Source organism: Streptomyces sp. NPDC002564, assembly GCF_042889645.1.
Taxonomy (GTDB): domain Bacteria; phylum Actinomycetota; class Actinomycetes; order Streptomycetales; family Streptomycetaceae; genus Streptomyces.
In genome coordinates, this window is record NZ_JBIARE010000016.1 from 45,201 (window position 1) to 71,536 (window position 26,336).

At 72.8% G+C, this 26,336-nt stretch carries 22 protein-coding genes and 1 pseudogene; 17 read left to right on the forward strand and 6 right to left on the reverse strand.

The window, feature by feature from the left end; genetic code table 11:
* A complete protein-coding gene (locus tag ACFYXE_RS35270; RefSeq protein ID WP_389319892.1) occupies window positions 1-552 on the reverse strand; it encodes a hypothetical protein in 552 nt (183 codons plus the stop codon).
* Window positions 553-700: 148 nt separating this feature from the next.
* Here ACFYXE_RS35270 and ACFYXE_RS35275 point away from each other — a divergent pair, with 148 nt between their 5' ends.
* From ACFYXE_RS35275 to ACFYXE_RS35295, 5 genes are all read left to right on the forward strand, one after another.
* The gene (locus tag ACFYXE_RS35275) at window positions 701-1,273 is read left to right on the forward strand and encodes a hypothetical protein (RefSeq protein WP_389319677.1); all 573 of its coding nucleotides are present in this window, start codon (window positions 701-703) and stop codon (window positions 1,271-1,273) included.
* Window positions 1,248-2,540 carry an ABC transporter substrate-binding protein gene (locus ACFYXE_RS35280; protein WP_389319679.1) on the forward strand — a complete coding sequence of 431 codons (1,293 nt, stop codon included), beginning with the start codon at window positions 1,248-1,250 and terminating at the stop codon, window positions 2,538-2,540. Before ACFYXE_RS35275 ends, ACFYXE_RS35280 begins: the two co-directional genes overlap by 26 nt.
* 163 nt (window positions 2,541-2,703) lie before the next feature.
* Window positions 2,704-3,966, forward strand: coding sequence for a glycosyltransferase family 4 protein (locus ACFYXE_RS35285; protein ID WP_389319681.1), 1,263 nt, complete (start codon window positions 2,704-2,706; stop codon window positions 3,964-3,966).
* Window positions 3,963-4,877, forward strand: coding sequence for a hypothetical protein (locus ACFYXE_RS35290; RefSeq protein WP_389319683.1), 915 nt, complete (start codon window positions 3,963-3,965; stop codon window positions 4,875-4,877). Before ACFYXE_RS35285 ends, ACFYXE_RS35290 begins: the two co-directional genes overlap by 4 nt.
* A gap of 92 nt (window positions 4,878-4,969) precedes the next feature.
* Window positions 4,970-6,046, forward strand: coding sequence for a helix-turn-helix transcriptional regulator (locus tag ACFYXE_RS35295; protein WP_389319685.1), 1,077 nt, complete (start codon window positions 4,970-4,972; stop codon window positions 6,044-6,046).
* 46 nt (window positions 6,047-6,092) lie between these two features.
* Here ACFYXE_RS35295 and ACFYXE_RS35300 read toward each other — a convergent pair.
* Window positions 6,093-7,637, reverse strand: a pseudogene (locus tag ACFYXE_RS35300) (cbb3-type cytochrome c oxidase subunit I); the annotation flags it as partial.
* Window positions 7,638-8,056: 419 nt separating this feature from the next.
* Here ACFYXE_RS35300 and ACFYXE_RS35305 point away from each other — a divergent pair.
* Entirely contained in the window at window positions 8,057-8,272 is a 216-nt protein-coding gene (locus ACFYXE_RS35305) for an I78 family peptidase inhibitor (RefSeq protein WP_389319686.1), read from the forward strand.
* A 133-nt stretch (window positions 8,273-8,405) separates the two neighbouring features.
* Here the strand turns inward: ACFYXE_RS35305 and ACFYXE_RS35310 are convergent, their stop codons facing one another.
* Window positions 8,406-9,431, reverse strand: coding sequence for a phosphatase PAP2 family protein (locus ACFYXE_RS35310; RefSeq protein WP_361178596.1), 1,026 nt, complete (start codon window positions 9,429-9,431; stop codon window positions 8,406-8,408).
* 260 nt (window positions 9,432-9,691) lie between these two features.
* A complete protein-coding gene (locus tag ACFYXE_RS35315; protein WP_389319689.1) occupies window positions 9,692-10,861 on the reverse strand; it encodes a glycosyltransferase family 39 protein in 1,170 nt (389 codons plus the stop codon).
* 227 nt (window positions 10,862-11,088) lie between these two features.
* Here ACFYXE_RS35315 and ACFYXE_RS35320 point away from each other — a divergent pair, with 227 nt between their 5' ends.
* Both ACFYXE_RS35320 and ACFYXE_RS35325 read left to right on the forward strand, forming a co-directional pair.
* Entirely contained in the window at window positions 11,089-12,750 is a 1,662-nt protein-coding gene (locus ACFYXE_RS35320) for an MFS transporter (protein ID WP_389319691.1), read from the forward strand.
* Window positions 12,751-12,870: 120 nt separating this feature from the next.
* Window positions 12,871-14,067 carry an acyl-CoA dehydrogenase family protein gene (locus ACFYXE_RS35325; protein ID WP_389319693.1) on the forward strand — a complete coding sequence of 399 codons (1,197 nt, stop codon included), beginning with the start codon at window positions 12,871-12,873 and terminating at the stop codon, window positions 14,065-14,067.
* A 60-nt stretch (window positions 14,068-14,127) separates the two neighbouring features.
* On the opposite strand, the gene ACFYXE_RS35330 is transcribed toward ACFYXE_RS35325, so the two are convergent.
* On the reverse strand, window positions 14,128-14,577 hold the full coding sequence (locus ACFYXE_RS35330) for a cell division protein SepF (protein WP_389319695.1): 450 nt from the start codon (window positions 14,575-14,577) through the stop codon (window positions 14,128-14,130).
* 291 nt (window positions 14,578-14,868) lie between these two features.
* Here ACFYXE_RS35330 and ACFYXE_RS35335 point away from each other — a divergent pair, with 291 nt between their 5' ends.
* Window positions 14,869-16,164 carry a DUF5685 family protein gene (locus tag ACFYXE_RS35335; RefSeq protein WP_389319697.1) on the forward strand — a complete coding sequence of 432 codons (1,296 nt, stop codon included), beginning with the start codon at window positions 14,869-14,871 and terminating at the stop codon, window positions 16,162-16,164.
* A gap of 32 nt (window positions 16,165-16,196) precedes the next feature.
* Here the strand turns inward: ACFYXE_RS35335 and ACFYXE_RS35340 are convergent, their stop codons facing one another.
* The gene (locus tag ACFYXE_RS35340) at window positions 16,197-17,156 is read right to left on the reverse strand and encodes an ABC transporter substrate-binding protein (RefSeq protein ID WP_389319699.1); all 960 of its coding nucleotides are present in this window, start codon (window positions 17,154-17,156) and stop codon (window positions 16,197-16,199) included.
* Between the two features lie 532 nt (window positions 17,157-17,688).
* Between ACFYXE_RS35340 and ACFYXE_RS35345 the strand changes: the two genes are divergently transcribed.
* The 8 genes from ACFYXE_RS35345 (at window position 17,689) to ACFYXE_RS35380 (ending at window position 26,335) form a co-directional block, all read left to right on the forward strand.
* On the forward strand, window positions 17,689-18,555 hold the full coding sequence (locus ACFYXE_RS35345; RefSeq protein ID WP_389319701.1) for an amino acid ABC transporter permease: 867 nt from the start codon (window positions 17,689-17,691) through the stop codon (window positions 18,553-18,555).
* Window positions 18,552-20,333, forward strand: a complete 1,782-nt coding sequence (locus tag ACFYXE_RS35350) for an FAD/NAD(P)-binding protein (RefSeq protein WP_389319703.1) — start codon at window positions 18,552-18,554, stop codon at window positions 20,331-20,333. The genes ACFYXE_RS35345 and ACFYXE_RS35350 overlap by 4 nt, the downstream gene beginning before the upstream one ends.
* Window positions 20,334-20,347: 14 nt before the next feature.
* Window positions 20,348-21,244, forward strand: coding sequence for an amino acid ABC transporter permease (locus ACFYXE_RS35355; RefSeq protein WP_389319705.1), 897 nt, complete (start codon window positions 20,348-20,350; stop codon window positions 21,242-21,244).
* A gap of 59 nt (window positions 21,245-21,303) precedes the next feature.
* Window positions 21,304-22,056 carry an amino acid ABC transporter ATP-binding protein gene (locus ACFYXE_RS35360; protein WP_389319895.1) on the forward strand — a complete coding sequence of 251 codons (753 nt, stop codon included), beginning with the start codon at window positions 21,304-21,306 and terminating at the stop codon, window positions 22,054-22,056.
* 10 nt (window positions 22,057-22,066) lie between these two features.
* Window positions 22,067-23,041 carry an ABC transporter substrate-binding protein gene (locus ACFYXE_RS35365; RefSeq protein WP_389319707.1) on the forward strand — a complete coding sequence of 325 codons (975 nt, stop codon included), beginning with the start codon at window positions 22,067-22,069 and terminating at the stop codon, window positions 23,039-23,041.
* A 66-nt stretch (window positions 23,042-23,107) separates the two neighbouring features.
* Window positions 23,108-24,196 (forward strand): LLM class flavin-dependent oxidoreductase, encoded by a 1,089-nt coding sequence (locus tag ACFYXE_RS35370; RefSeq protein ID WP_389319709.1) that lies wholly within the window; start codon window positions 23,108-23,110, stop codon window positions 24,194-24,196.
* On the forward strand, window positions 24,193-25,497 hold the full coding sequence (locus tag ACFYXE_RS35375; protein ID WP_389319712.1) for an NtaA/DmoA family FMN-dependent monooxygenase: 1,305 nt from the start codon (window positions 24,193-24,195) through the stop codon (window positions 25,495-25,497). Before ACFYXE_RS35370 ends, ACFYXE_RS35375 begins: the two co-directional genes overlap by 4 nt.
* A gap of 16 nt (window positions 25,498-25,513) precedes the next feature.
* The gene (locus ACFYXE_RS35380; protein WP_389319715.1) at window positions 25,514-26,335 is read left to right on the forward strand and encodes a DUF1684 domain-containing protein; all 822 of its coding nucleotides are present in this window, start codon (window positions 25,514-25,516) and stop codon (window positions 26,333-26,335) included.
* The last annotated feature ends 1 nt before the right edge of the window (window position 26,336 follow it).

The following is a 26,336-nucleotide window of genomic DNA, read 5'->3' on the forward strand; positions in this document are numbered from 1 at the left end:
TCAGGGCTCCGGGGCCGGTTCGGGGGCCGGTCCGGGGGCGCTCGGCGGGTCGTCCGACTCCTGGGGGCGCTCGGGTTCGCAGATCGGGCAGGGGGCCAGGGCGCCCGCCGACAGGATGCCGGCGTCCGCGGGGACGGCCTCCCGCTTCCCGGCGACCAGCGCGCAGTCCGCGCGGTGCCAGAGGGTGCCGCCGGGCACCATGCGCAGCGCGCCGCCCGCCGCGGCCCGGGCGGCGGGGGCCGGCTCCGCGGGTCCGGTCGCCACCAGAAGTCCGTACAACTCCTCGACGCGCGCCGCCGCCAGGGCGCTCCTGGCGTGGGCGAGCAGCACCGCGCCCGCGACGATCAGCGCGGCGCCCGGCACCGTGCAGGACGCGAGATAGGGCAACTGCCGCTCGGCGAACCGCTCCCCGGAGACCCCGTACCAGCCGATCACGCAGAGCACCGCGCCGACGGCGAGGGCCGCGAGGGCCGCCCACAGCACCGGGTGCGGGGCGCGTGACCGGGAGGCGCCGGGGGCACCGGCCGTCCGAGCTGTCCGAGCCGCCCGCATCGAGGCCCCCTGGCACACGTCGTCGGTCACATCGGTCACGTCGCTGGGCTGTCCATGTCAGCCGATGGATTGCACTATGCCTTCTGGAAGCCGACCCTGAAAGCGCCGGGCCCGGATGGGCCCGGACCGACACCCGGTGGTGAGCCAGATGGTTCTCGGGAGCAGCCCCAGGCGCGGGACGTACCTCCGGCGGGGCAGGGCGCGGGGTGCGGCACTGGCGGCCGCCGCGGCCCTGCTGATCGGCCCGGCCGCCGTCGCCTGCGGTGACGACAGCGGGGGCGGGGACGGCGCCGAGCCGCCCGAGCCGTCCGTCGGGCGGACGACCTCCTCCGCGGGGCCGAGCGCGTCCGCGTCCGCGCCCGCCGACCCGGCGGCCGCGGAGAAGCAGGTCAGGGAGAACTGGGAGAAGTTCTTCGACCCCGACGTGTCGATGCAGGACAAGGAGTCCGTCCTGGAGAACGGCCCCGACATGCGCGCCGTCCTGAAGAGCTTCAGCGGCGACGAGCGGGGCAAGCAGGTCGCCGCCGACGTCGGCAAGGTCGAGTTCACCTCCGCGACGGGGGCCGACGTGACGTACGCGCTGACCCTGAAGGGCGCCACCGCGCTGCCCGACGCCGCAGGGACGGCCGTGCACGAGGACGACACCTGGAAGGTCTCCGTCAAGACGCTCTGCGCCCTGGTGAAGCTGAGCGGGAATGCGTCGCCGGGGCCGGGCTGCTGAGGCGCTGCTCGCCGTCGCGCTCCTGGTGGCCGGCACGGCCTGCGGGAGCCGGCTGCCCGAGAGCGACTTCGAGCGGCGCGGCACGGCGTCCGCCCCGGCCGGGGGAGCGCCGGTCCGCGTCGGCATCATCACCAGCGCGACCAGCCCGGTCGGCGGCTCCGCGTTCACGGGTCCGCGCGACGGCGCCCGGGCCTGGTTCGACCGGCTGAACGCGCGGGGCGGCATCGGCGGCCGCCCGGTCGACGTCCGCACCTGCGACGACGGCGGCAGCGGCGTCGGCAACAACGACTGCGTGCACCGGCTGGTCGAGGAGGAGAAGGTCGTCGCGCTCGTGGCCACGTCCGCCCTGGACTACGCGGGCGCGCCCCGGGTCTCCCGCGCGCGCGTGCCCGACGTCGGGGGCCAGCCCATCGGGTCCGCGTACGAGACGTATCCGCACCTGTACGGGATCTACGGCAGCCTCGCCCCGCGCGAGGGCACGCCGGGGTGGGGCGGCGAGCTGTACGGCGGGACCGAGGTCTACCGCTACTTCAAGCGGGAGCAGGGCGCGCGGACCGCCGCCGTCGTCTCCTACAACCAGGCCGCCTCCGCCGCCTACGCCCGGCTCGTCACCCGGGGCCTGAAGGCCGAGGGCTACCGGGTGGTCACCGAGCAGGTCGACTTCGCGCTGCCCAACTTCCGCGCCGCCGCGGCCGATCTGAAGGAGCAGGGCGCCGACCTGGTCTTCGACGCGATGGACACGCACGGCAACGCGAAGCTGTGCGAGGCGATGGACGCCGTCGGCGTGCAGGTCACCGCCAAGGTCACCAATGTGCAGAACTGGACCTCGGACGTGGCCGAGGACTACAAGGACGCGCCGCGCTGCCGCAACGCCCTGTGGGCCACCGGGTCGAGCCGGAACTTCGCGGACGCCGGGCACCCGGCGGTACGGGAGTTCCGCGCGGCGATGAAGGGCACGGCGCTCTCCCAGTGGGCGCTGGAGGGCTGGGCCGCCGCGATGTGGTTCACCGACGCCGCGCGGTCCTGCCTGAAGGGGGACGGTGACGTCACGCGCGCGTGCGTGGACCGCTACCTGAGCCGCGACGAGCCGTACTCCGCGCGGGGGCTGCTGGTGCCCGTGCGCTTCGAGCGCCGCGCCGAGCCGCCCGCGACGCGCAGGACGTGTGTGTCGGTGGCCCGCTGGCGGGACGGGCGGGGCTGGGTCACCCAGGGCGGCGACATGGACCACAACTGCTTCGTGGTGCCCCAGCTCGCCTACCAGCCTTGATGTCCGGGATCGCAGAATAGTTCCCGTCCGTGGCTACCGATCACGCATCTGTTCGGGAACAGGATGATGATGAAACCCAACCCTTGGCCAGGAATCCCCGTCTAACCCTGCGGTAGGCGGACGAGGGGGACGGTCCGCATGGAAACGCGGGATACGGGGACGCATGCACATCTCTTTCCTGATTCACAACGCGTACGGAATCGGAGGGACGATCCGGACGACGTACAACCTGGCGAACACGCTGGCCCAGCAGCATGACGTCGAGGTCGTCTCCGTCTTCCGGCACCGCGACGAACCAGTCTTCGCACCCCACCCGCGGGTCCGCCTCAGCCATCTCGTCGACCTCCGCAAGGGCACCGCGGGCTACGAGGGCGACGACCCGGAGCACCTGCGCCCCGCCCGGACGTTCCCCAGTGCCGAGGGCCGCTACGACCAGTACAGCGCCCTGACCGACCGCCGCGTGGCCGACCACCTCGCGGCGCTCGACGCGGACGTCGTCGTCGGCACCCGCCCCGGCCTCAACGTGCACATCGCCCGCCAGACCGCGCGCGGCCCGCTGCGGGTGGGCCAGGAACACCTCACGCTCGACAGCCACTCCAAGGAACTGCGCCGCCAGCTGCGCAGCGTCTACCCGCGCCTCGACGTCCTGACCACGACGACCGAGGCCGACGCCCGCGCGTACACCCGCAAGATGCGCCTGCCCGGCGTGCACGTCCAGGCCGTGCCCAACCCCGTCCCCGCGCCCGGCATCGAGCCCGCCGACGGCTCCCACAAGTGGGTCGTCGCGGCCGGCAGGCTCGCCCCCGTCAAGCGGTACGACCTGCTGATCAGAGCCTTCGACACGGTCCGCCGCGAGCGCCCCGACTGGCGGCTGCGGATCTACGGCGGCGGCAAGCAGAAGGACAAGCTGCGCGCGCTCATCGACGAGCTCGGCCTCTACAACCACGTCTTCCTCATGGGCCCCGCCCACCCCATCGAGCCCGAGTGGGCCAAGGGCTCCATCGCCGCCGTCACCTCCAGCCTGGAGTCCTTCGGCATGACGATCGTCGAGGCGATGCGCTGCGGGCTCCCCGTGGTGGCCACCGACTGCCCGCACGGCCCCGGCGAAATCATCGACAACGGTGTCGACGGGCGGCTCGTCGAGGCGGGCAACGCCGACGCGATCGCCGGCGGACTGCTCGAACTGATCAACAACGACTCGCTCCGGCAGCGGATGGCGGGCGCGGCGCTCCAGGACTCCGAGCGCTTCGACCCGGAACGCATCGCCGAGCGCTACGACGCGATGTTCTCCGGGATGCTCGCCCGCGGGAGCTCGCTGGGGGGCCGGATGCGCGGCTCCCTGCACCGCTCGCGCGGCGCGCTGCTCGGGGGCGCGTACGCGGTGCGGGATCTCGGCCGGGTACAGACGAAGGGATCGACCGCATGACGGCCTTGGCCACCTCGCAGGCGGCATCGCACGCAGGGGACGACGAGGAGGCGTCCGCCGCACCCCGCGCCGACTGCATCGCCGACTCCGCCGGAGGTCTCACCTTCGACGTCACCGACCCCGGCGAGCCCGGCGCCACGGACGCCGCCCACCTGCTGCTGCGCCGTCGCGACGCCGACTCCGCCGAGGACTACGTGCGGCTGCCGCTCTCCCCGTCGGCGGACGGCAGGCTGCGCGCCGCGCTGCCCAGCAGCGTCGAGCTCGCCGAGGGCCGCTGGAACGCGTACGCGCAGGTCGCGGGCGGCCCGCCGCGCCGCCTCATGCCCGGCGTGAACGACCTGCGCTCGCTGGTCGACCGCGCGCCGAGCGGCAGCCGCGGCCATGTCGCCGTGCGCATCCCCTACGCCACCAAGCAGGGCAACCTCTCGGTCCGCAGCTGGCTGCGCGCCCCGCACGCCGAGACCGGCGAGATCGAGATAGCCGAGGCCGCGATGACCGTGCACGGCCGCGTGTACGGCACCCCGCTGACCGACACCGCCCATGTCGAGGCCGTCCGCCGCGCCGAGCCGGACACCGTCCACCGGACCGCCCTCACCGCCGAGGGACCCGAGTTCACCTTCGCCCTGCCCTACGGCCCGCTCGCCGCCGCCGGGGCCGGGCCCTGGGACCTGTGGCTGCGCCCGGCGGGCGACAGCGGCCCGCGGGTGCGCCTGGCCCGGCTCCTGGACGACGTGCCGGACAAGAAGACGATCTTCACCTACCCGGTGGCGCGGCTGACGACCGCCGGGCACGGCACGGTCGAGACCGGCCCGTACTACACCAACGACAACGACCTGGCCGTCCGCGTCCGCGAGGCGCAGGCCGGCACCGGGGCGGACGGGAAGGCGGAGGCGGGCGGCACCGGGAGCTGACGGTCCCTGCCGGACGCGAGCGGACACCGGCGTACCGGACGAGCGGGCATCGCGGACCGTGGCTGTCCTCGATCACCGGCACAATCACCTGCATGTTGGAGACCTCGGCACGACTGCTCCGCCTGCTGTCCCTGCTGCAGGCGCACCGCGAATGGTCCGGCGCGGACCTCGCCGACCGGCTCGGCGTCACCGCGCGCACGGTCCGGCGCGACGTGGACCGGCTGCGCGAGCTCGGCTACCCGGTCAACGCGAGCCCCGGCACCGGCGGCGGCTACCAACTGGGCGCGGGGGCCGAACTGCCGCCGCTGCTCCTGGACGACGACGAGGCGGTCGCCGTCGCCGTCGGCCTGCGCACCGCCGCGGGCCAGGGCGTCGAGGGCATCGGCGAGAGCTCGGTGCGCGCGCTGTCCAAGCTCGAACAGGTGCTGCCCGGCCGGCTCCGGCGCCGGGTGAGCGCGCTGAACGCGTTCACCGTCCCGCTGCTGCGCGCCCCGCAGGCACAGGGCGTCGACCCGGCGGTCCTCACCGAACTCGCCGACCTGTGCCGCGACTCGGAGCGGCTGCGCTTCGAGTACCGCGACCACACGGGCAGTTCCAGCCGCAGGACCGTCGAGCCGCACCGGCTGGTGTGCACCGAGCGGCGCTGGTACCTGGTGGCCTGGGACCTGGACCGTGCGGACTGGCGCACCTTCCGCGCGGACCGCATCGCGCCGCGGCCGCCGCACGGGCCGCGCTGCGCGCCGCGCACCCCGCCCGCCGAGGACCTCGCCGCCTATGTCGCCCGGGGCGTGTCCACGCGCGCGTACGCCGCACAGGCGGTGGTCCGGCTCCTGGTCCCGCTGGCGGAGGCGGCCCAGCGGCTCTCCCCCGCGGACGGCACCCTGGAGGCCGAGACCGAGCACACCTGCCTGCTGCGCACCGGGGCCGCGAGCCTGGACGTGATGGTCTTCCACGTGCTGTTCATGGGCATGGAGTTCGAGGTGGTCGAGCCCGCCGGGCTCGCCGACCGGGTCAGGTCGGCCCGGGACCTCCTGAGCCGGGCCCTGGACCGGGGTGCTCCGTCTGCGGATCCTCGGGCACCCGGTTCCCGTCCGGCGCCGCGAACGCCGCGTACCGCGGATGGTGCAGGTCGAACGCCGGGGACTCCGAGCGGATCCGGGGCAGCGTGAGGAAGTTGTGCCGCGGCGGCGGGCAGGAGGTCGCCCACTCCAGGGAGCGGCCGAAGCCCCACGGGTCGTCGACGTCGACCTTCGTGCCGTACTTCGCGGTCCGCCAGACGTTGTACAGGAACGGCAGCGTGGACAGGCCGAGCAGGAACGCCCCGATGGAGGAGACGGTGTTGAGCACCGTGAAGCCGTCCGCCGCCAGGTAGTCCGCGTACCGGCGGGGCATGCCCTCGGCGCCCAGCCAGTGCTGGACGAGGAACGTGGTGTGGAAGCCCACGAAGAGCGTCCAGAAGTGGATCTTCCCGAGCCGCTCGTCGAGCATCTTGCCGGTCAGCTTCGGCCACCAGAAGTAGAAGCCGCCGAAGGTCGCGAAGACGACGGTGCCGAAGACCACGTAGTGGAAGTGCGCGACGACGAAGTACGTGTCGGTGACGTGGAAGTCGATGGGCGGCGAGGCCAGCAGGACCCCGGTCAGGCCGCCGAACAGGAAGCTCACCAGGAAGCCGACCGACCACAGCATCGGGGTCTCGAAGGAGAGCGAGCCCTTGAGCATGGTGCCCGTCCAGTTGAAGAACTTCACGCCCGTCGGGACCGCGATGAGGAAGGACATGAAGGAGAAGAAGGGCAGCAGGACCCCGCCGGTGGCGAACATGTGGTGCGCCCAGACGACCAGGGACAGGCCGGTGATGGCCGTCGTCGCGCCGACCAGCGGCAGATAGCCGAAGATCGGCTTCCGGCTGAAGACCGGGATGATCTCCGTGATGATGCCGAAGAACGGCAGCGCGATGATGTAGACCTCGGGATGCCCGAAGAACCAGAAGAGGTGCTGCCACAGCAGCGCGCCCCCGTTCTCCGGGGCGAAGACGAGCGAGTGGAGGCGCCGGTCGGCCTCCAGGACGAGCAGCGCGGCGGCGAGGACCGGGAACGCGATCAGCACCAGGATCGACGTGAACAGGACGTTCCAGGTGAAGATGGGCATCCGGAACATCGTCATCCCGGGGGCGCGCATCCCGATGATCGTGGTCAGGAAGTTGACCGAGCCGAGGATCGTGCCGAAGCCGGAGAGCGCGAGCCCCATGATCCACAGGTCGGCGCCGATGCCCGGCGACCGCTCCATGCTGTTGAGCGGCGCGTAGGCGAACCACCCGAACGCGGCGGGCCCGCTGGGCACGAGCAGCGAGCCGAGCACCATCAGGCCGCCGAAGAGGAACAGCCAGTACGAGAGCATGTTCAGCCGCGGGAAGGCGACGTCGGGGGAGCCGATCTGCAGCGGCATGATCTCGTTGGCGAAGCCCGCGAACGTCGGCGTCGCGAAGAGCAGCAGCATGATCGTGCCGTGCATGGTGAACGCCTGGTTGAACTCCTCGTTGGTCATCAGCTGCAGCCCGGGGCGGGCCAGTTCGGCCCGCATCATCAGGGCCAGCAGACCGGCGACCAGGAAGAAGACGAACGACGTGATCAGGTAGAGGTGGCCGATCTTCTTGTGGTCCGTGGTCGTCAGCCAGTCCACCGCCACCCGGCCGGGGCGTCGCTCCCGCACCGGTCGTTCCGCCGCCCGCGCCGTCCCGGTCCCCATCGCTCGCCCCTTCGCCATTGCGTCCTGGGCCTGCCCGAAGCACAGCCATGATGCTCGTGTCGCCCCGGCTGCGACAGGGGGCGTACCGGCACTCCGCTTGCCGGACACGCCCCGGCCGTGGCGGAATGGCGAATTCCCCCATGCGCCGTCAGCTCCCGTGCGGCGGCCGGGAATCAGAATTGCGGCGGCCGGGAAAAGGGCCCGTGATCTTATTCGGCGCGTCCTTTTCCGGGGATGGCGAAGAGTGCTCCGCGACCGGTCGAAGTAGTCGGTGAATTACCTCGTTACGGGTACGGAACCGCCCATACGTGTGACGGAGTTCGACCGAAACGCACGTCGTGATCCTGTGACAAAAGCGTGACCGGAGAGGTACCGGTGACGCAAGGTGTCGGCCCCCGGCCTTCCCCGCCGGTGCCGCGCCGCCTAACGTGGCGGCCATGGCACCTATTCCGACCCCTCCCGCAGAGCCCCAGGACAGCCCGGACCGCTACGTGGGCCTGCCGGCCGACGGAGCCGAGCGGCAGGCGCGCGAGCAGGGCTGGTCCCCGGTCAGGTCGCTGCCCCCGGGCGCGATGATCACCATGGAGTACCTCGCGGGGCGGCTCAACTTCGAGGTCGAGGCAGGCGTCGTGAAGCGCTGCTGGAAGGGCTGAGCCCACCCACGACGGGGGCGCCCACCCACGACGGCTGGGCCCACCCACGACGAAGGCCCCGGTTCCGTGCGGAACCGGGGCCTTCCGGGTGCGGGGGATGGGCTGTGCGTACCGGCCCCCGCCGTTCGTGGGGTCAGCCGCCGGCCACCGGGCGGGCCGACGTGGTGCCGCGGGTGACGCGGTCGGTGTGCGGCGGGCGGCGGCTGCCCGCGGGGGTGACCGGGGTGCGCTCGGAGCGGGCCGTGTGCGGGCCGGGGGCGAGATAGCCGGTGCGCGGGCCGCGGGCCGCGCCGACCGGCTCGCGCGAGGGCGCGTCGCCGTCCGCGGCCGGGCGCTGCGGCACCATCACGGGGGCGCCGACGGGCGCGGGGCCCTGGTCGGGCACGGTGATGACACCGGCGCGGCGCTCCCGCAGGGCGGCCCGGACCCCGAAGATCATGGTCTCCGCCCGGGTGATCAGCGGCTCGAACCAGGGCAGCGCCAGCAGGATGAGCAGGCCCGCGGCCCAGCCGAGGAAGACGTCGCTCAGCCAGTGCGTGCCCAGGTAGACGGTGGTGAGGCCGACGCTCAGCGAGACCACGGCGGACAGGGCCGACAGATAGCGGCGGGTGACCGGGGTGGAGGCGAGGTAGGCCAGGATGCCCCAGGTCACGACCGCGTTCGCGGTGTGGCCCGAGGGGAATATATCGCCGCCGAGACCCATCTCGTTCGAGCCGATGGTGGTGGCGTAGTGCGGGCCGAGCCGGCCCATGCCGATCTTGGCGGCGCCCACCGTGACGTTGAGCAGCAGCAGGGCGGTGCCGAACATCAGGAGCGGGCGGAGCGTGTGCTGGCGCCAGGAGCGCCAGCCCAGCCAGGCCGCGACCATCACCGCCGTCGGCCCGCGCTGGCCGAGCACGACCCAGTAGTCGAGGAAGGCGTGGATCTCGGGCCACTGCTGGTAGGGCCGGAAGAACATGACCTGCCAGTCGAACCGGACCAGCCACGAGGTGACCAGCACGGCGACGACGATGGCCAGGTAGAACGCCAGGGTCGCACTGAAGAGCACGATCCTGTGCCGGCTCATCCTCGGCACGTCGAGGTGGGCCGGTCGTTCCGGCTCACGGTCCAGCCGGGCGAAGACCCGGTCAAGACGGGTGAGGTTTCGTTCGGTACGCACCCAATCGACGTTACAGCGAGTGAGTGCGGGACTAGGCCGAATCAGTGGCTTTGTGATGACGATGTGATGTGGGATTGATCTCAGGAGGGAGTTTATTCCCGGATGATTCCCTTTACGTGCGAGTTACTTGGGAGTCGGTTGCCGAATTCGTTGATCATTTCCGGGGGGCGTTTTATGGCGCTTATGAATTCGTTCACCGCGACCTGGCGTGGAATTTCCCGTTCGATCATCGGGGCGCCCCGGAAACGATCATGACGGGATCAGGGCGGCCCCGAGCCGTGCAGCCAGAACGCCCCGTAGGCCGCGCTCGCCACCGCCACACCGCCCAGGACCAGCGCCGACCTGGACGTACGCAGCCGGGCCAGCGCCACCGCGACCGGCAGCAGCAGCGGGAAGGCGGGCATCAGGAGCCGTGGCTTCGAGCCGAAGTAACCGGCCGCGCACAGCGCGAGCACGACGACGATCCCGCAGTACACCAGCAGCGGCAGCGGCTGGCGCGCACGGACGCCGAGGACGTACAGCCAGACCACCAGGGCGACCCCGACGATCAGGCCCACGCCCGCGAGGGCGCCCGGCACGGAGGTGAACTTCTCCCCGACGAAGCGCGCGAAGGCGTAGCCGAAGTCGAAGCCGTTGCCCCAGCCCGCCTGCACGTCGAGATACCCGAGGAGCCCGCCGCCCGTGCGGTGGCCGACCCACAGCACGTAGCCCGCGGCACCGAGCGGCGCCAGGACCACCCCGAGCAGCATCCGCGCGTCGGCCCGCCGCTCCCGGACGGCGCCCGCCCGCCGCTCGCGTACGACCTGGAGGGCCGCCGCCGCCCAGATCGCGGCGACCACCGCCGCGCCCACCGGCCGGGTCAGACCGGCACCGGAGGCGAGCAGCCCCGCCGTCACCCAGCGCCCCCGCAGCACCGCGTACAGCGACCAGGCGGCCAGCGCCGTGAACAGCGACTCGCTGTACGCCATCGACTGCACGATGCCGACCGGCAGCACCGCCCACAGCGCGGCCGCGCAGATCCCGGCCCGGCGCCCGTAGAGGTGGTCGGCGATCGCGAAGATGCCCGCGGCGGCGCACAGCGACGCGACCCAGCTCACCACCAGGCCCGCGTCGGCGTGCGACAGGCCGGTCGTCGCGACGAGCCGCTCCAGCCAGGGCAGCAGCGGGAAGAACGCGAGGTTCGAGTGGACACTGCCGTCCGGCAGCGTCACTTCCCAGCCGTACCCGTGCTCGGCGACGCGGGTGTACCAGAGCGAGTCCCAGCGGGCGGTCAGCAGCGTGTGCGGGCTCTTGCCCGCCGCCGCGCCCCACGCCGCGAGGACGGCGAGGCCCAGCGCACGCACCCCGGCGTACACCAGCAGCGCGGGCGCCGCACGGCGCAGCGCGTGGCCCGCCCGGGACGGCGGAGGGCGTTGATCAAGATCAGTCACGGGCTCGATTATCGGCCGTCGGCGCGCCGGGACGCCTCGGCGGGGCGGGGCCGGACCGCGCGGGCGTGGCGCATGCCACACCGCATCCGCACAACCATGAGAGGTCCGCCACGCGCCCCCGGCGCGTACTCGCGTACGCTGACGGCTCACTCGCCTTGTCCGCGCCGCCGGAGCTGGGAGTTCACCTCCCGCAGGCCGCCGATGCGAGATCACTGGGAGGTACGCACATGTCCGGGACGACCACGGCCGCAGCACCGCAGAGCCGTCGGGGATCCGGGGCCGGTGCCGGGGCCAACCGCTGGGTCGTGCTCGTCGTCCTCTGCGTCAGCCTGCTGCTCGTCGCCGTCGACGCCACCGTGCTGCACGTCGCGGTGCCCGCGGTCACCGAGGACCTCAGGCCCGGCGCGATCGAGCTGCTGTGGATCGTCGACATCTACCCGCTGGTCTGCGCCTCGCTCCTCATCCTCTTCGGCACGCTCGGCGACCGCGTCGGCCGCAGACGCGTCCTGCTGCTCGGCTACGCCCTCTTCGGCGTCGCCTCCGCCGTCGCGGCTCTCGCCGACAACGCGCAGGTCCTGATCGCCGCCCGGGCGCTGCTCGGCGTCGGCGGCGCGATGATCATGCCGGCGACGCTGTCGATCCTGCGCCAGGTCTTCCCCGACCGGCGCGAGCGGGCCGTCGCCATCGGGCTGTGGAGCGCGGTGGCCGCCGTCGGCGCGGCCGTCGGACCGCTGCTCGGCGGGTTCCTCCTCGAGCACTTCTGGTGGGGCTCGGTCTTCCTCATAAACATCCCGCTGATGCTGGTCAGCCTGCCCGTCGGGCGCTGGCTGCTGCCCGAGTCCACCGGGGACAGGAACGGGCCGTGGGACGTGGTCGGCGCGCTGATGGCCGCGGCCGGGCTCTTCGGCCTCGTGCTCGGGGTGAAGCGGCTCGGCGGCGGCGAGGACCCCTTCGGCCTGACCACCCTGCTCTCCGTCGCCCTGGGCGGCGCCCTGCTCGTCGGCTTCGTCCGCAGACAGCGGCGGCGCAAGCACCCCCTGGTCGACCTGTCGATGTTCGCCAGGCCCGCCTTCAGCACGTCGGTCGGCTGCATCGTCCTGGCCATGCTCGCCCTCGTCGGCCTGGAGCTCATCGCCGCGCAGTACCTGCAGCTGGTGCTCGGCCTGTCGCCGCTGGAGACGGGACTGCGGCTGCTGCCGCTGACCGTCGCGGCGATGGCCGCGGGGCTCGCCGGGTCCAAGATGCTCGGCGGCCTCGGGCCGCGGACCATGGTCTGCGCCGGGTTCTGCCTCACCGCCCTGGCCGTCGTCCTGCTCACCGGCATGGGCGCGCACGCCAACGACGTGCTGCTCCTGGTCGGCTTCGTCCTGCTCGGCTTCGGCCTGGAGACGACGCTCTTCGGGGCGTACGAGTCGATGCTCAGCGAGGCGCCGCCGGCGCAGGCGGGCGGGGCGGCCGCGATCGGAGAGACGTCCTACCAGCTCGGCGCGGGCATCGGCATCGCGCTGCTCGGCAGCGTCATGAACGCGGCGTACGCGCCGGGACTCTCCTCCGTACCGGGGGTGTCCGCCGCGCAGAGCGCTGCGGCGGGGCACTCGCTAGGGGAGGCGTACGAGGTCGCCGCGCGGCTCGACGGCGGGGCCGGGGCCGCCCTGCGGGCCGCGGCACGGGACTCCTTCGTGCACGGGCTGCATGTGACCCTGCTGGTCAGCGCGGGGCTCTTGCTGGTCGGGGCGGTGGCGGCGCTGAAGCTGCCGCGGGGGATGGACTGTGGGACCGCTGCCTCCGCCTCGGCGTCTGCCCCTGCTTCGCCGGAGCGGGGGGCCGCGGGGGTTCCCGGCCCCCGGGACACCGCGGGGATGCGGGCCGGCTCGTCCGTCGACGCGTGAGCTCCTCGGCCCGGCCGGGCACCGCGTGCCGGGCGTGCTGGACGTGGGGGAGGGCTCGTCGTAACGTCGGCGCGAGTTGTTGGTAACTATCAGCGCTAGTTTTCTGTGCCGGAGGCCCGCATGTCCGCACGTGACCGCAGCCCGCTGCCGCCCTTCGACCCCGCCGACCCGCTCGGCGTCGACGACCTCCTCGACCCCGAGGACCTCGCGATCCGGGACACCGTCCGCACCTGGGCGACCGACCGGGTCATGCCGCACATCGCCGACTGGTACGAGCGGGGCGAGCTGCCCGGCATCCGGGAGCTGGCCCGTGAGCTCGGCTCCATCGGGGCCCTCGGAATGTCCCTGGAGGGCTACGGCTGCGCGGGCGCCACCGCCGTCCAGTACGGCCTGGCCTGTCTGGAGCTGGAGGCCGCCGACTCCGGCATCCGCTCGCTCGTCTCCGTGCAGGGCTCCCTCGCCATGTACGCCATCCACCGCTTCGGCTCCGAGGAGCAGAAGCAGCGCTGGCTGCCGGGCATGGCCGCGGGCGGGACCATCGGCTGCTTCGGCCTGACCGAGCCCGACATCGGCTCCGACCCGGGGTCGATGCGGACGCACGCCAAGAAGGACGGCACGGACTGGGTGCTGACCGGCCGCAAGATGTGGATCACCAACGGCTCGGTGGCCGGGGTCGCCGTCGTCTGGGCGCAGACCGACGAGGGCGTCAGGGGATTCGTCGTGCCGACCGACGCCCCCGGCTTCTCCGCGCCGGAGATCCGGCACAAGTGGTCGCTGCGCGCGAGCGTCACCAGCGAGCTGGTCCTCGACGAGGTGCGGCTGCCCGCCGACGCCGTGCTGCCCGAGGTCGTCGGCCTCAAGGGCCCGCTGAGCTGTCTGTCCCACGCGCGCTACGGCATCGTCTGGGGTGCCATGGGCGCGGCCCGCTCCTCCTTCGAGGCGGCCGTGCGGTACGCGAAGACGCGCGAGCAGTTCGGCCGCCCCATCGGCGGCTTCCAGCTCACGCAGGCCAAGCTCGCCGACATGGCGGTCGAGCTGCACAAGGGCATCCTGCTCGCCCACCATCTGGGCCGGCGCCTGGACGCGGGCAGGCTCCGTCCCGAGCAGATCAGCTTCGGCAAGCTCAACAACACCCGCGAAGCGATCGAGATCTGCCGCACCGCCAGGACCATCCTGGGCGCGAACGGGATCTCGCTGGAGTACCCCGTCATGCGGCACGCGACGAACTTGGAGTCGGTGCTCACCTACGAGGGCACCGTGGAGATGCATCAGCTGGTGCTGGGCAAGGCGCTCACCGGTCTCGACGCCTTCCGGTGACCGGTGCTCCGGTGGCCGGTGCTCCGGTGACCGGCCAGGGCTCCGGTGAGCGACCCTGCCCTAGCTCTGGTTGAAGAAGCCGTCCGACGGGCGGCTTCCGGGCTCGCCGTTCACGATCTGGGTGTTCGCGGGCGTGAGCAGGAAGACCCGCGTCGCCACCCGCTCGATCGAACCGCGCAGGCCGAAGGTGAGGCCCGCCGCGAAGTCGACCACGCGCTTGGCGTCGGTGGGCTCCATGGACGTGAGGTTCATGATGACCGGGACGCCGTCCCGGAAGAGCTCACCGATGCCGCGTGCGTCCCGGAAGCTGTCCGGGGTCACGGTCCCGATCCGGCGGCCCCCCTCCTCGGCGGACTCGGTCGCCACCCGCACCCGCGGGTCGGTGACCCAGGCCTCCGACTGGTCGGGCCCCTCAGTCCGGTCGTCGTCGTAGCCGTCGTCGTAGTAACGCTCGTCGTTGTTGTCGTCGACGAGGCCAAGCCAGGCACTCGCCTTGCGCACCGATCCCATGGACGCCTCCTCTCGCAGCGGTTTCCCTGAGTTCCGCATTCCTATCGTCGTCCATGATGCGGATGATGCGCCAAGTGGATAGTCGCCGCGCGGGGTTTTCGTGACGGTACTGGTGCACAGTCAACACGCCGATGTGCGTTGTGCTCCAAGGGTCGTGCTGTGTACGGCTGCTGACAGTGAGTGAAATATGATTCTTCACGGCGTATGGGTGACGGGCGGTGCGTACGGGTGAACGAGGTGCTCGCTACGATGCCGGAGTTGATCGGATCCGGGCCTCTCGGGGGAGTCGTCTTGTTCGGAATCGTCAGGCCCTGCAGTCATCGCCTGGGTGAGGGGCTCAGGACCCAGTGGATGGCGCACCTGTGCGGGCTCTGCCTCGCGCTGCGCGGGGACCACGGCCAGTTCGCCCGGGTCGTGACCAACTACGACGGGCTCATCGTCTCGGTTCTGACGGAGGCTCAGGCCGAGCGGTCCACGGGGTGGCGGCGCACCGCGGGGCCCTGTCCGCTGCGCGGCATGCGGACCGCCTCCGTGGCCCGGGGCGAGGGCGCACGGCTCGCCGCGGCCGTCTCGCTGGTCCTCGCCTCCGCCAAGGTCCGTGACCATGTCGTCGACGGCGACGGGCTCCTGGCGCGCAGGCCGGTGGCCGCCGCCGCCCGCCGGGTGGCCCGCACCTGGGACCGGGCGGGCGCACGCACCGGCGCCGACCTGGGCTTCGACACGGCGGTCCTGGTGGACGCCGTCGAACGGCAGGCCGGCGTCGAGTCCTTGGCCGGGCCCGGCACCTCGCTGCTCGCGGTCACCGAGCCGACCGAGACGGCGACCGCCGCGGCCTTCGCGCACACCGCGGTGCTGGCCGGGCGGCCCGGCAACGTGGCCCCGCTCGCCGAGGCGGGCCGCCTCTTCGGCCGCCTCGCCCACCTGCTCGACGCCGTGGAGGACCGGCACGCCGACGCCGCGTCGGGCGCCTGGAACCCGCTCACCGCCACCGGCACCTCCCTGGCCGAGGCCCGCCGCCTGGCCGACGACGCGCTGCACGGCGTCCGGCTCGCCCTGCGCGACACCGAGTTCACCGACGGCAAGCTGGCCCACCTGCTGCTCGCGCACGAGCTGGGCACCTCGATCGACCGGGCCTTCGGGACCGACGGGTGCGCCCACCGGCACCAGGTGACGGCGCATCAGGGCGGGGCCTTCGGGCCGCCGCAGGGGGCCGGTCACGGCGCGCCGCGGCAGGGCGGGCCGTACGGACACCCCTCCGGTGGTCCGTACGGCCCGCAGAATCCGTACGGGGGAGGCAACCCGTACGGAGGCGGTGTGCCCGGCGGGCCGGGCGGGCCCGGTGGTCCGGTCGGCTTCGGCGGCGGGCCCGCCTTCGACCCGCCGCCCCCGAAGCCCGGCAGGCGCGGCTTCTGGGCCGGGTGCGCCGTCGCCGTCGGTCTCTGCTGCACCTGCAAGGTGTGCTGCGCGGACCACTACGAGGGCGCCTGGTCGCGCAAGCGGCGCGAGGGCTGCTGCAACGACTGCAACTGCGACGGCGGATGCGGTGACTGCTGCGACTGCTGTTCCTGCTGCGACTGCGGGGGCTAGGGGCCGTCGTCCGGAGGCCCGGGCCCGGGGCCCTAGTCCTTGATCTCCGGGGGCGAGATCTGTGACTTCTCGATCGCCGAGCCCTGCGTGCCCCACTTCTTCAGGATGCGGTCGTAGGTGCCGTCCTTGATCAGGCGGTCGACCGCCGCCCGGAACGCGGGCGCCAGCTTCGTGTGCTTCTTGAAGGCGAAGCCGACGTCGAGCCGGTGGTACTCGCCGAGGAACTTCAGGCCCTCCTGCTGCTTCACGGCGTACCGCAGCCCGTTGATCGTGGACATCACCACGTCGGCGCGGCCCTGCTGCAGCGCGGCCCAGATCGCGCCCTGCTCCGCGTAGGTCTTCACGCTGTAGGGCTTCTTGCCCGCGTCCGCGCAGACGTGCTTGTTGTCCTGGAGCGTCACCTCGAAGGTGGTGCCCGCGCCGGTCGCCACGTTCAGGCCGCACAGCTGCTCGAAGTCGGTGACCTTCGTCAGCTTGCTGTCCTTGCGGACGGCGAAGCCCTGCCCGTCGTTGATGTACGTGACGAAGTCGATGGTCCTGCGGCGCTCGTCGGTCACGCCGAAGTTGCCCGTGCCCAGGTCGTACTTCCCGCTGCCCAGGGCGGGCAGGATCGCCTCGAAGCTCGCGGCCTCGCGCTTGAGGCGGAGGCCGAGCACCTTGGCCACGGCGTCCGCGAAGTCGATGTCCTGGCCGACGACGGTCTTGCCGTCCTCCAGGTAGAGCGCGCCGGGCGGGGTGCCGCCGACCGCGGAGGCGAGGGACAAGGTGCCCCGCTCGCGCACGTCGGCGGGCAGCAGACGGGCCGCCGCCGGGTCCTTCCCGACCTTCGCGACCACGTCGGTGGTGGGGATCTCGGCGTTCTTGCCCGCGGGGGCGGCGCCGCCCGCGGTGTCCGCGGCGTCGCCGGAACCGCAGGCGGTCAGGGCGAGCGCGGCGACGGTGATCAGGGCGAAGGCCGCGGGCAGGCGGCGGGAGGGCAGGGGCGTGCTCATGGCGTGACGGTCTCCAGCTCGGCAGGGCAGGGCGAAGCGGTCGTACGAGGGGAGTACGAGGGGAGGGGCCGTCGCCCGCGAAGGACGGGGCGGCGGAGTGCGCGTGTGAAGGCGAGGGCAACGGCGTGCGGGTGCACGGCCGTCGTACGGGAAGAGCGCGGAGGGCGCGAGGAACGCACGGAGCCGGCCCGGGCACGGGGAGCCGACCCGGCGGACACCGGGCGGGCTCAGGAGATCAGGAGTGCGAAAGGCGCAGGGGGTCGGCTCAGGAGGACATCAACAAGACGCCGACCACACTCGACCGAAGTCGATGTGGGAGCGCGTGACCAGCCACTGCTGCGGATGCATGGGCCAAGTGGAACAGGCATCCGTTTCCGCGTCAACTGCCGTGAGACGTAGGGCTCACATCCTGGACAGCCTTGACAGCGCACGTGAGCCGCACCGTACTGTCGGGAACGGAGCGTGCTGAGGGGCTCGGTCCATGTGAAGGCGCCACCCGTGTTCGATCTCCTGTATCCACGGAGCCTTCCGCATGTCTTCCGACACCCTCGCGAACATCGCGAGCACCCCTACGCCCCCGGATCCCGTCGACGTCGAGGCCGTGCCGCGCATCGTGCCCCGGCCCCGCGTGGGCCAGTGGACGGCGGCCGTCGCCGTCCTGGTCCTGCTCGCGCTCGCCGCCACCTCCGTCGTCCGCAATGAGGCGTTCCAATGGGACGTGGTCGCCGACTACTTCACCACGGCGTCCGTGCTGCGCGGCCTCTGGCTCACGCTCTGGCTGACCGCCCTCGTCATGGTGCTCGGCTTCGCGCTCGGCACCCTGCTCGCCGTGGCCAGGCTCTCCGCCAACCCCGTGCTGCGATCCGTCGGCTGGGGCTACGTCTGGTTCTTCCGGTCGATGCCGATCCTGGTCCAGCTGCTCTTCTGGTTCAACATCGGCGCCCTGTACCCCGAGCTGTTCGGCGTGAAGACGGTGAACCTGCTCGGGCCCGTCACCATCGCCGTCGTCGGACTGACCCTGCACGAGGCCGCCTACGCCGCCGAAGTGGTGCGCGGCGGCATCCTCTCCGTCGACCGCGGGCAGGTCGAGGCCGCCCAGTCGCTCGGCCTCGGACGGTGGCGCAGGCTGCGCCGGATCGTGCTGCCGCAGGCCATGCGGTCCATCGTGCCGCCCGCGGGGAACATGCTGATCGGCACCCTCAAGGGCACCTCGATCGTCTCCGTCATCGCCGTGCAGGACCTGCTCTACTCCGTGCAGCTCGTCTACCACCGCACCTACCAGGTCATCCCGCTCCTCATGGTCGCCACCCTCTGGTACGTCGTGGTCACCTCGGTGCTCAGCGTCGGCCAGTACTACGTCGAGCGGCACTACGCGCGCGGCTCGGAGCGTGCCCGATGAGCCCGGCCGGGGCACCGCCCCGCCCGTCCCTGGTGATCGTCGGCGCGGGACCGCGCGCCACCGGGATCCTGGAGCGCATCGCCGCCAACGCACCCGACCTGTACGGGAGTTCCCGGGACGGCGCGGTGCGCGGCCTCGACATCCACCTCGTCGACCCCTACCCGCCGGGCGGCGGCCGCATCTGGCGGCACGACCAGTCGCCGCTGCTCTGGATGAACTCCCAGGCCCAGGACGTCACGATGTTCACCGACGACACCGTGGAGGTGACGGGCCCGGTGCTGCCGGGGCCCGCCCTGCACGAGTGGTCCGGGCGCGACGGCCGGGACTTCCTCGGCCGCCGCGAGCAGAGCGCCTATATGCGCTGGGTGTACGAGAAGGCCGTCGCCGCCCTGCCCGAGGGCGTCGTCGTCCACCACCACGCGCGCCGGGCGCTGCGCGTCACCGGTGGGCGCGACACCCTCCAGAGCGTCGTCCTCGAAGGCGCCGCCACGCCCCTCACCGCCGACCTCGTCATCCTCGCCCAGGGGCATCTGGACGCCGAACTCGACGAGGAACAGACGGAGTTGGCCGCCTACGCCGAGCGGAACGGGCTCGTGCACCTGCCGCCCGACTTCACCGCCGACAGCGACCTGTCCCGGCTCGCGCCCGGCGCCCCCGTGCTCGTGCGCGGCTTCGGCCTCGCCTTCGTCGACCTCATGGTGCTGCTCACCGAGGGCCGCGGCGGCCGGTACGAGGGCGACACCTATCTGCCCTCGGGCCGCGAGCCCGTCCTGTACGTCGGCTCCCGGCGCGGCGTCCCGTACCACTCGAAGATCGGCTACGACTGGACCGGCGAACGGCCCCCGCTGCCCCGCCACCTGGGCCCGGCCCAGATCGACGCCCTCCTCGCGCTGCCCGGCGGCCCCGACTTCCGCCGGGACGTCTGGCCGCTCGTCGAGAAGGAACTCGGCTTCGCCCACTACCACCGCCTGTTCACCGCCCACCCCGAACGCACCCGGATCGCCTGGACCGACTTCGACGAGAAGTACGAGGCCTGCGAACCCGGCAGCCCCGCGCTCGACGCCCTCGTCGCCTCCGCCGTCCCCGACCCCGCCGACCGGATCGACCTCACCGCCCTCGACCACCCCCTGGCCGGAGTGCGCCACACCTCCTACGAGGCGCTGCAGGACGGACTGCGCGGCCACATCGCCGACGACCTCGCCCGCCGGCACGACCCCGCCCACAGCACCGACCTCGCCGTCTTCCTCGGACTCCTGTCCGTCTACGGCCAATTGGTGCGGCTCGGCGACGTCGGCACCTGGTGGCACGGCTTCTTCAGCTACCTCGCGTCCGGCCCGCCCGGCCCCCGGCTGCGCCAGCTGCTCGCCCTCTCGCGCGCCGGCGTCGTGCGGTTCCTCGGCGCCGACGTCCAGGTGCGCGCCGAGGACGGGGTGTTCCGCGCGCACAGCCCCACCCTGCCCGGCCAGGTCACCGAGGCCCGCGCCCTCGTCGAGGCGCGGCTGCCCCAGCCCACCCTCGCCCGCACCCGCGACCCGCTGCTGCGCGCCCTGCACGCCGAAGGGGCCGCGTCGACCGCGGCGGGCCTGCTCGCCGTCGACCCCGCCGACGGGCGGATCCTCGACGGCGGCGGCACCCCGCACCCACGCCGCTTCGCGCTCGGGCCGCACACCGACGCGCGCGGCGCCGGCGCCTTCACCCGGCCGCGCACCAACAGCCCCACCTTCCGCCAGAACGACGCCACCGCACGCGCCGTACTCGACTTCCTGCGCACGGCCTGAGCCCCGAGGAACCCATGTCTTCCCTGACCAGTGACCCACCCCTGAGCAAGGGCGACCCCGCCGCCGCGCCACCCGACGACGACTACGCGGCGCTCAGGGTCGTGCCCGTCCGCCACCCCTGGCGGTGGGCCGCCGTCGCCGCGACCGCCGTCCTGCTCGTGCAGTTCGCGCACGGCCTCGTCACCAACTCCGCCTGGGAATGGGAGGTGTTCGCCGAGTTCTTCACCGCCGACGTCATCCTCAAGGCGGTCTGGGTCACCCTCCAGCTGACCTTCTACGGCACGGCGATCGGCTTCGCCCTCGGCGTGGTCCTCGCCTTCATGCGGCTCTCCGCGAGCCCCTTCCTGAAGTCGGTGGCCTTCGCCTACATCTGGGCGTTCCGTTCGATCCCGCTCATCGTGCAACTGCTGTTCTGGTTCAACCTCGCCTACCTCTACAAGGAGCTGCAGTTCGGCATCCCCTTCGGGCCCGGCTTCTTCTCCTTCGACACCATGGGGCTCGTCGGCGCGATGAGCGCCGCCGTCCTCGGCCTCGCCCTGCACCAGGCCGCCTACGCGGCCGAGATCGTGCGCGCGGGCGTACTCGCCGTCGACAGCGGCCAGTTGGAGGCGGCGGCCGCGCTCGGCATCCCGCGGCTGCGGCAGCTGCGCAGGATCGTCCTGCCCCAGGCGATGCGGTCGATCCTGCCCAACGCCGCCAACGAGATCATCTCCCTCTTCAAGGGCACCTCCATCGTCTCCGTGATGGCGATCGGCGAGCTCTTCTACCAGGTGCAGGTCATCTACGGCCGCAACGGCCGAGTCGTGCCGCTCCTGATGGTCGCCACCGTCTGGTACATCCTCCTGACCAGCGCGCTCTCCGTCCTCCAGCACTACGTCGAACGTCACTTCTCGAAAGGGGCCACGCGATGAGCGCGCAGGCCGCGGACGCCGTGTCCGCCAGCACGTCACCCGGCACACCCGGCCCGCCCATGGTCGAACTGCGGTCCGTGCACAAGTCGTTCGGCTCCCTGGAGGTGCTCAAGGGCGTCGACCTCCAGGTCGGCAAGGGCGAGGTCACCGTCGTCCTCGGCCCGTCCGGGTCCGGCAAGTCGACGCTGCTGCGCACCATCAACCACCTGGAGAAGGTGGACGCGGGCTGGGTCAGCGTCGACGGGGCGCTCGTCGGCTACCGGCGCTCCGGGGACAAGCTGTACGAGCTGCGCGAGCGCGAGGTGCTCAAGCAGCGCACCCGGATCGGCTTCGTCTTCCAGAACTTCAACCTCTTTCCCCACCTCACCGTCCTGGAGAACGTCGTCGAGGCGCCGGTCTCCGCCCTCAAGCGGCCGCGCGCCGCGGCGGAGGCGTCGGCCCGCGAGCTGCTCGCCCGGGTCGGACTCGACGACAAGGCGGGCGCCTACCCCCGCCAGCTCTCCGGCGGCCAGCAGCAGCGCGTCGCGATCGCCCGCGCCCTCGCCCTGGAGCCGAAGCTGCTCCTCTTCGACGAGCCGACCTCGGCCCTCGACCCCGAACTGGTCGGCGAGGTCCTCGACGTCATCAAGGACCTGGCCCGGCAGGGCACCACGATGATCGTCGTCACCCACGAGATCGGCTTCGCCCGTGAGGTGGCCGACACCGTCGTCTTCATGGACGACGGCCGGGTCGTGGAGCAGGGCACCCCCGCCGACGTACTCGACAGGCCGCGGCACGACCGCACGCGCGCCTTCCTCTCCAAGGTCCTCTAGGAGCCACCGCATGCACTCCCGACGCACCGCCCTCGCCGCCGCCCTCGCCCTGCTGACCGCCGCGCCGCTGCTCAGCGCCTGCGGCGGGGACAGCGACGCCGCGACCGGCGGCGGCAGGCCCGGCACCAAGAAGGTCGGCAGCATCAACATCGGCCCCGACCAGCACCGGGTACGCGGCAAGAAGGTCGGCTCCATCGCCGCGCTCGTCCCCGCGAAGGTGCGCGCCCGCGGCACGCTGCGGCTCGGCGGCGGCGCCGACTCGACCGCGCCCCTCGGCTTCTACGCCACCGACGACAAGACCCGCATCGGCTCCGAGGTCGACCTCGCGGTCCTCGTCGCCGACACCCTCGGCCTGAAGCCCGCCTTCGAGCAGGTCTCCTGGGAGAACCTCTTCGTCGGCCTGGACAGCGGGAAGTTCGACGGCGTCTTCGGCAACGTCACGGTGACCGAGGAGCGCAAGGAGAAGTACGACTTCGCCACCTACCGCCTCGACAACATCGCCTTCGAGGCGAAGAAGGACGTCGACTGGAAGGTCGACGGGCCCGCCGACGTGGCGGGCAAGTCGATCGCGGTCTCCTCCGGCACCAACCAGGAGAAGATCCTCGTCGACTGGAGCAAGCAGAACGAGAAGGCCGGGCGCAAGCCGGTCGACATCAAGTACTTCCAGAAGGACTCCGACTACTACCTGGCGCTGCAGTCCGGCCGCATCGACGCCTACCTCGGCCCCAACCCGTCGGCCGCCTACCACGTCGCCTCGGCCGGCCAGACGAAGATCGTCGGCCGGCTCTCGGGCGCCGGCGACGCGCTCCAGGGAGAGATCGCCGCCACCACGAAGAAGGACAGCGGCCTCGTCGACGCCTACGCCGCCGCGCTCAACCACGTGATCAAGGACGGCAGTTACGCCAAGGTGCTGAAGCGCTGGGGACTGTCCAGCGAGGCCGTCAAGACCTCCCGGATCAACCCGCCGGGCCTGCCGAAGCCGTAGCGCCGTACCCCCACCGTTGGGGCCGCACGCCGTCCCGGCGGCGCGCGGCCCCGGAAAGGTTTGCTGATGACCGGACCCATCGGCCGCGGACCCCTCCACCTCGCCGCGGCCATCGACCAGACCGCGCCCCCCGCGAGCTCCCCGGCCGACTCCTACGCCGAGCTCGCGCTGCTCGCCGAACGCGGCTCGCTGGACTTCGTGACCCTCACGGACTCCTTCGCGCGCCCCGGGCTCGACGCGCTCGCGGTGGCCGCCTCGATCGCGCCCCGCACCGGACGCGTCGGGCTCGTGCCGACCGTCACGACCACGCACACCGAGCCGTTCCACGTCCAGGCCTCCGTGGCCACCCTCGACTGGGTCAGCCACGGCCGGGCCGGCTGGGCCCTCGACGTGTCGGCGACCGAGGCCGAGGCCCGCCTCTTCGGGCGGCGCGGCGCCGCGCCCCTGGACCGGCTGTGGGACGAGGCCGGCGAGGTCGCCGACGTCGCCGCCCGGCTCTGGGACAGCTGGGAGGACGACGCGGAGATACGGGACGTGGCGACCGGCCGCTTCATCGACCGGGACAAGCTGCACTACGTCGACTTCCGCGGGCGCGGCTTCTCGGTGCGCGGCCCCTCCATCGTGCCGAGACCGCCGCAGGGCCACCCGGTACGCGTCGTCGACGCCACCGCGCCGGAGGCCCGCGGGACCGCGGCCCGGCACGCCGACGTCGCCCTCGTCCGGGCCGCGTCGGCCGAGCGCGCCGACGCCGCACGCGCCGAACTGCGGGCCCTGGCCGCACGGTCCGGGCGCGACCCGCGGACGCTGCGCGTGTTCGCCGCTCTGGTCGTCGACCTCGGCGGCGGTGAGCACGCGGCGGAACCCGGGCACGGGGGCGGGCCGCTGCCCACCGCCGAGGGGCCCTCCTACCGGGGCGGGCCCGTCGACCTCGCCGAGCTCATCGCCGACTGGCACCGCGCGGGCGCCGTCGACGGCTTCCACCTCACGCCCGTCGAACCGCGCCGTGACCTGGAGCGGCTCGTCAACGGCACCGTCGCGCTGCTCCAGCACCGCGGCCTGTTCCGCACCTTCTACCCGGGCAGCACGCTCCGCGAGCACCTGGGGCTCGCCCGGCCCGTCAACCGTCACGCCGCGCTCGCGGGGGAGCCCTCATGACACAGCGACCCAAACAGGTGCACCTGGCCGCCCACTTCCCGGGCGTCAACAGCACCACCGTCTGGTCGGACCCCCGGTCCGGCTCGCACATCGACTTCTCGTCCTTCGCGGCCCTCGCCCGCACCGCCGAGCGCGGCCTCTTCGACTTTTTCTTCCTCGCCGAGGGCCTGCGGCTGCGCGAGCACAACGGACGCATCCACGACCTCGACGTGGTCGGACGGCCCGAGTCGCTCACCGTCCTGACCGCGCTCGCCGCCGTCACCGAGCGCCTGGGCCTCGCGGGCACGGTGAACGCGACCTTCAACGAGCCCTACGAACTGGCCCGCAGGTTCGCCTCCCTCGACCACCTCAGCGCGGGCCGCGCCGCCTGGAACGTGGTCACCACCTCGGACGCCTTCACCGGCGAGAACTTCCGGCGCGGCGGCTACCTCGACCGGGCCGACCGGTACCGGTACACCCGCGCCGCCGAGTTCCTCGCGACGGCGCGCGAGCTGTGGGACTCCTGGACGCCCGACGGACGCCGGCGGCCCTTCGCCCACCACGGGCAGCACTTCTCCGTCGAGGGCGAGTTCACCGTGCCGCGCTCGCCGCAGGGCCACCCCGTCGTCATCCAGGCGGGCGACTCCTCGGAGGGGCGCGAGTTCGCCGCGTCCGCCGCCGACGTGATCTTCACGCGGCACGGCACCCCGGAGGCGGGACGGGCCTTCTACGCCGACGTGAAGGGCCGCCTCGCCGCGTACGGGCGGCGGCCCGAGGACCTGAAGATCATGCCCGGGGTCACCTACGTCCTCGGCGACACCGCGGCCGAGGCGCAGGAGAAGGCCACCGAGATCCGCCGCGCGCAGGTCTCCCCGCAGAACGCGATCCTCGCCCTCGAACAGGTGTGGGGCGTGGACCTCTCCGCGTACGACCCGGACGGGCCGCTGCCCGACATCGACCCCGTCCCGGACTCCGGCCTGGTCCAGGGCCGGGTGCGGATCGCCGACCCCTTCGCCGTCGCCGCGAAGTGGCGGGCCCTGTCCGAGGCCAAGGGACTCTCCATCCGCCAGACCGTCATCGAGACCACCGCCCGCCAGTCGTTCATCGGCACCGCCGATTCGGTCGCCGCCGACCTGACGGAGGCGGTGCGCACCGACGCCGCCGACGGCTTCATACTCGTGCCGCACCTGACGCCCGGCGGGCTCGACGACTTCGTCGACCAGGTCGTGCCGCTGCTCCAGGAGCGCGGCGCGTACCGCACGGAATACCAGGGGGCCACGCTGCGCTCCCATCTCGGGCTGCGCGAGCCCGTAGGCCCGTAGGAAAGGATCAACCACCATGAGCACCGAGCACGCCGCCGCGGGGACCACGGACGCGGCACAGGACTGGAAGCACTGGCACGAGCAGCGCACGGAGACGGTGTCGGCCCCCTACGGGCCGCTCTCGCTCACCGGCACCCACTGGCTCGCCGACCACCCGGAGGGGAGCCTGCCGGGAATCCCGGGGCGCTGGACCGCGACGCCGGACGCGGTCGTGCTGACCGCGGGCCCCGAGGACGGCCTCACCCTCGACGGCGGGCCGCTGACCGGCGAGGTCCGCCTGGACACCGACGCGGGCCCGGTCGCGGCCGCCCGGGTGGGCCGCGGCGGGCGGCGGTTCGTCGTCCTGCGGCGCGAAGGCCTCTGGGCGGTACGCGACTTCGACCCGGACGCCGCCGCCCGGCGCGCCTTCGGTGGCATCGACGCCACCGCGTACGACGAGCGGTGGTCCGTGCCCGGCCGCTTCGTGCCCTACGCCGAGGACCGCACGGTCACCGTCGGCAACGCGGACGGCACGGAGCGCGGCCTCGGCCTCGGCGGGGAACTCTCCTTCCGCCTCGGGGGAGTCGAGCACACCCTCCAGGTGAGCGTGGAGGGCGACGGCTCGCTCTGGGCCGTCTTCGCGGACGCCACCAGCGGAACGTCCAGCTACCGCTTCCGCTTCCTGCGGCCCGCCGCCCCCGACGCCGACGGCCGGGTCACCGTCGACTTCAACCGCGCGCTGCTGCCCCCGTGCGCCTTCGCCGACCACTTCCTGTGCCCCTTCCCGCCGCCCGGGAACACCCTGGCCGGCGAGATCGCGGCGGGCGAGCGGAACCTTCGCGACCGCTCGGACGTCTGAC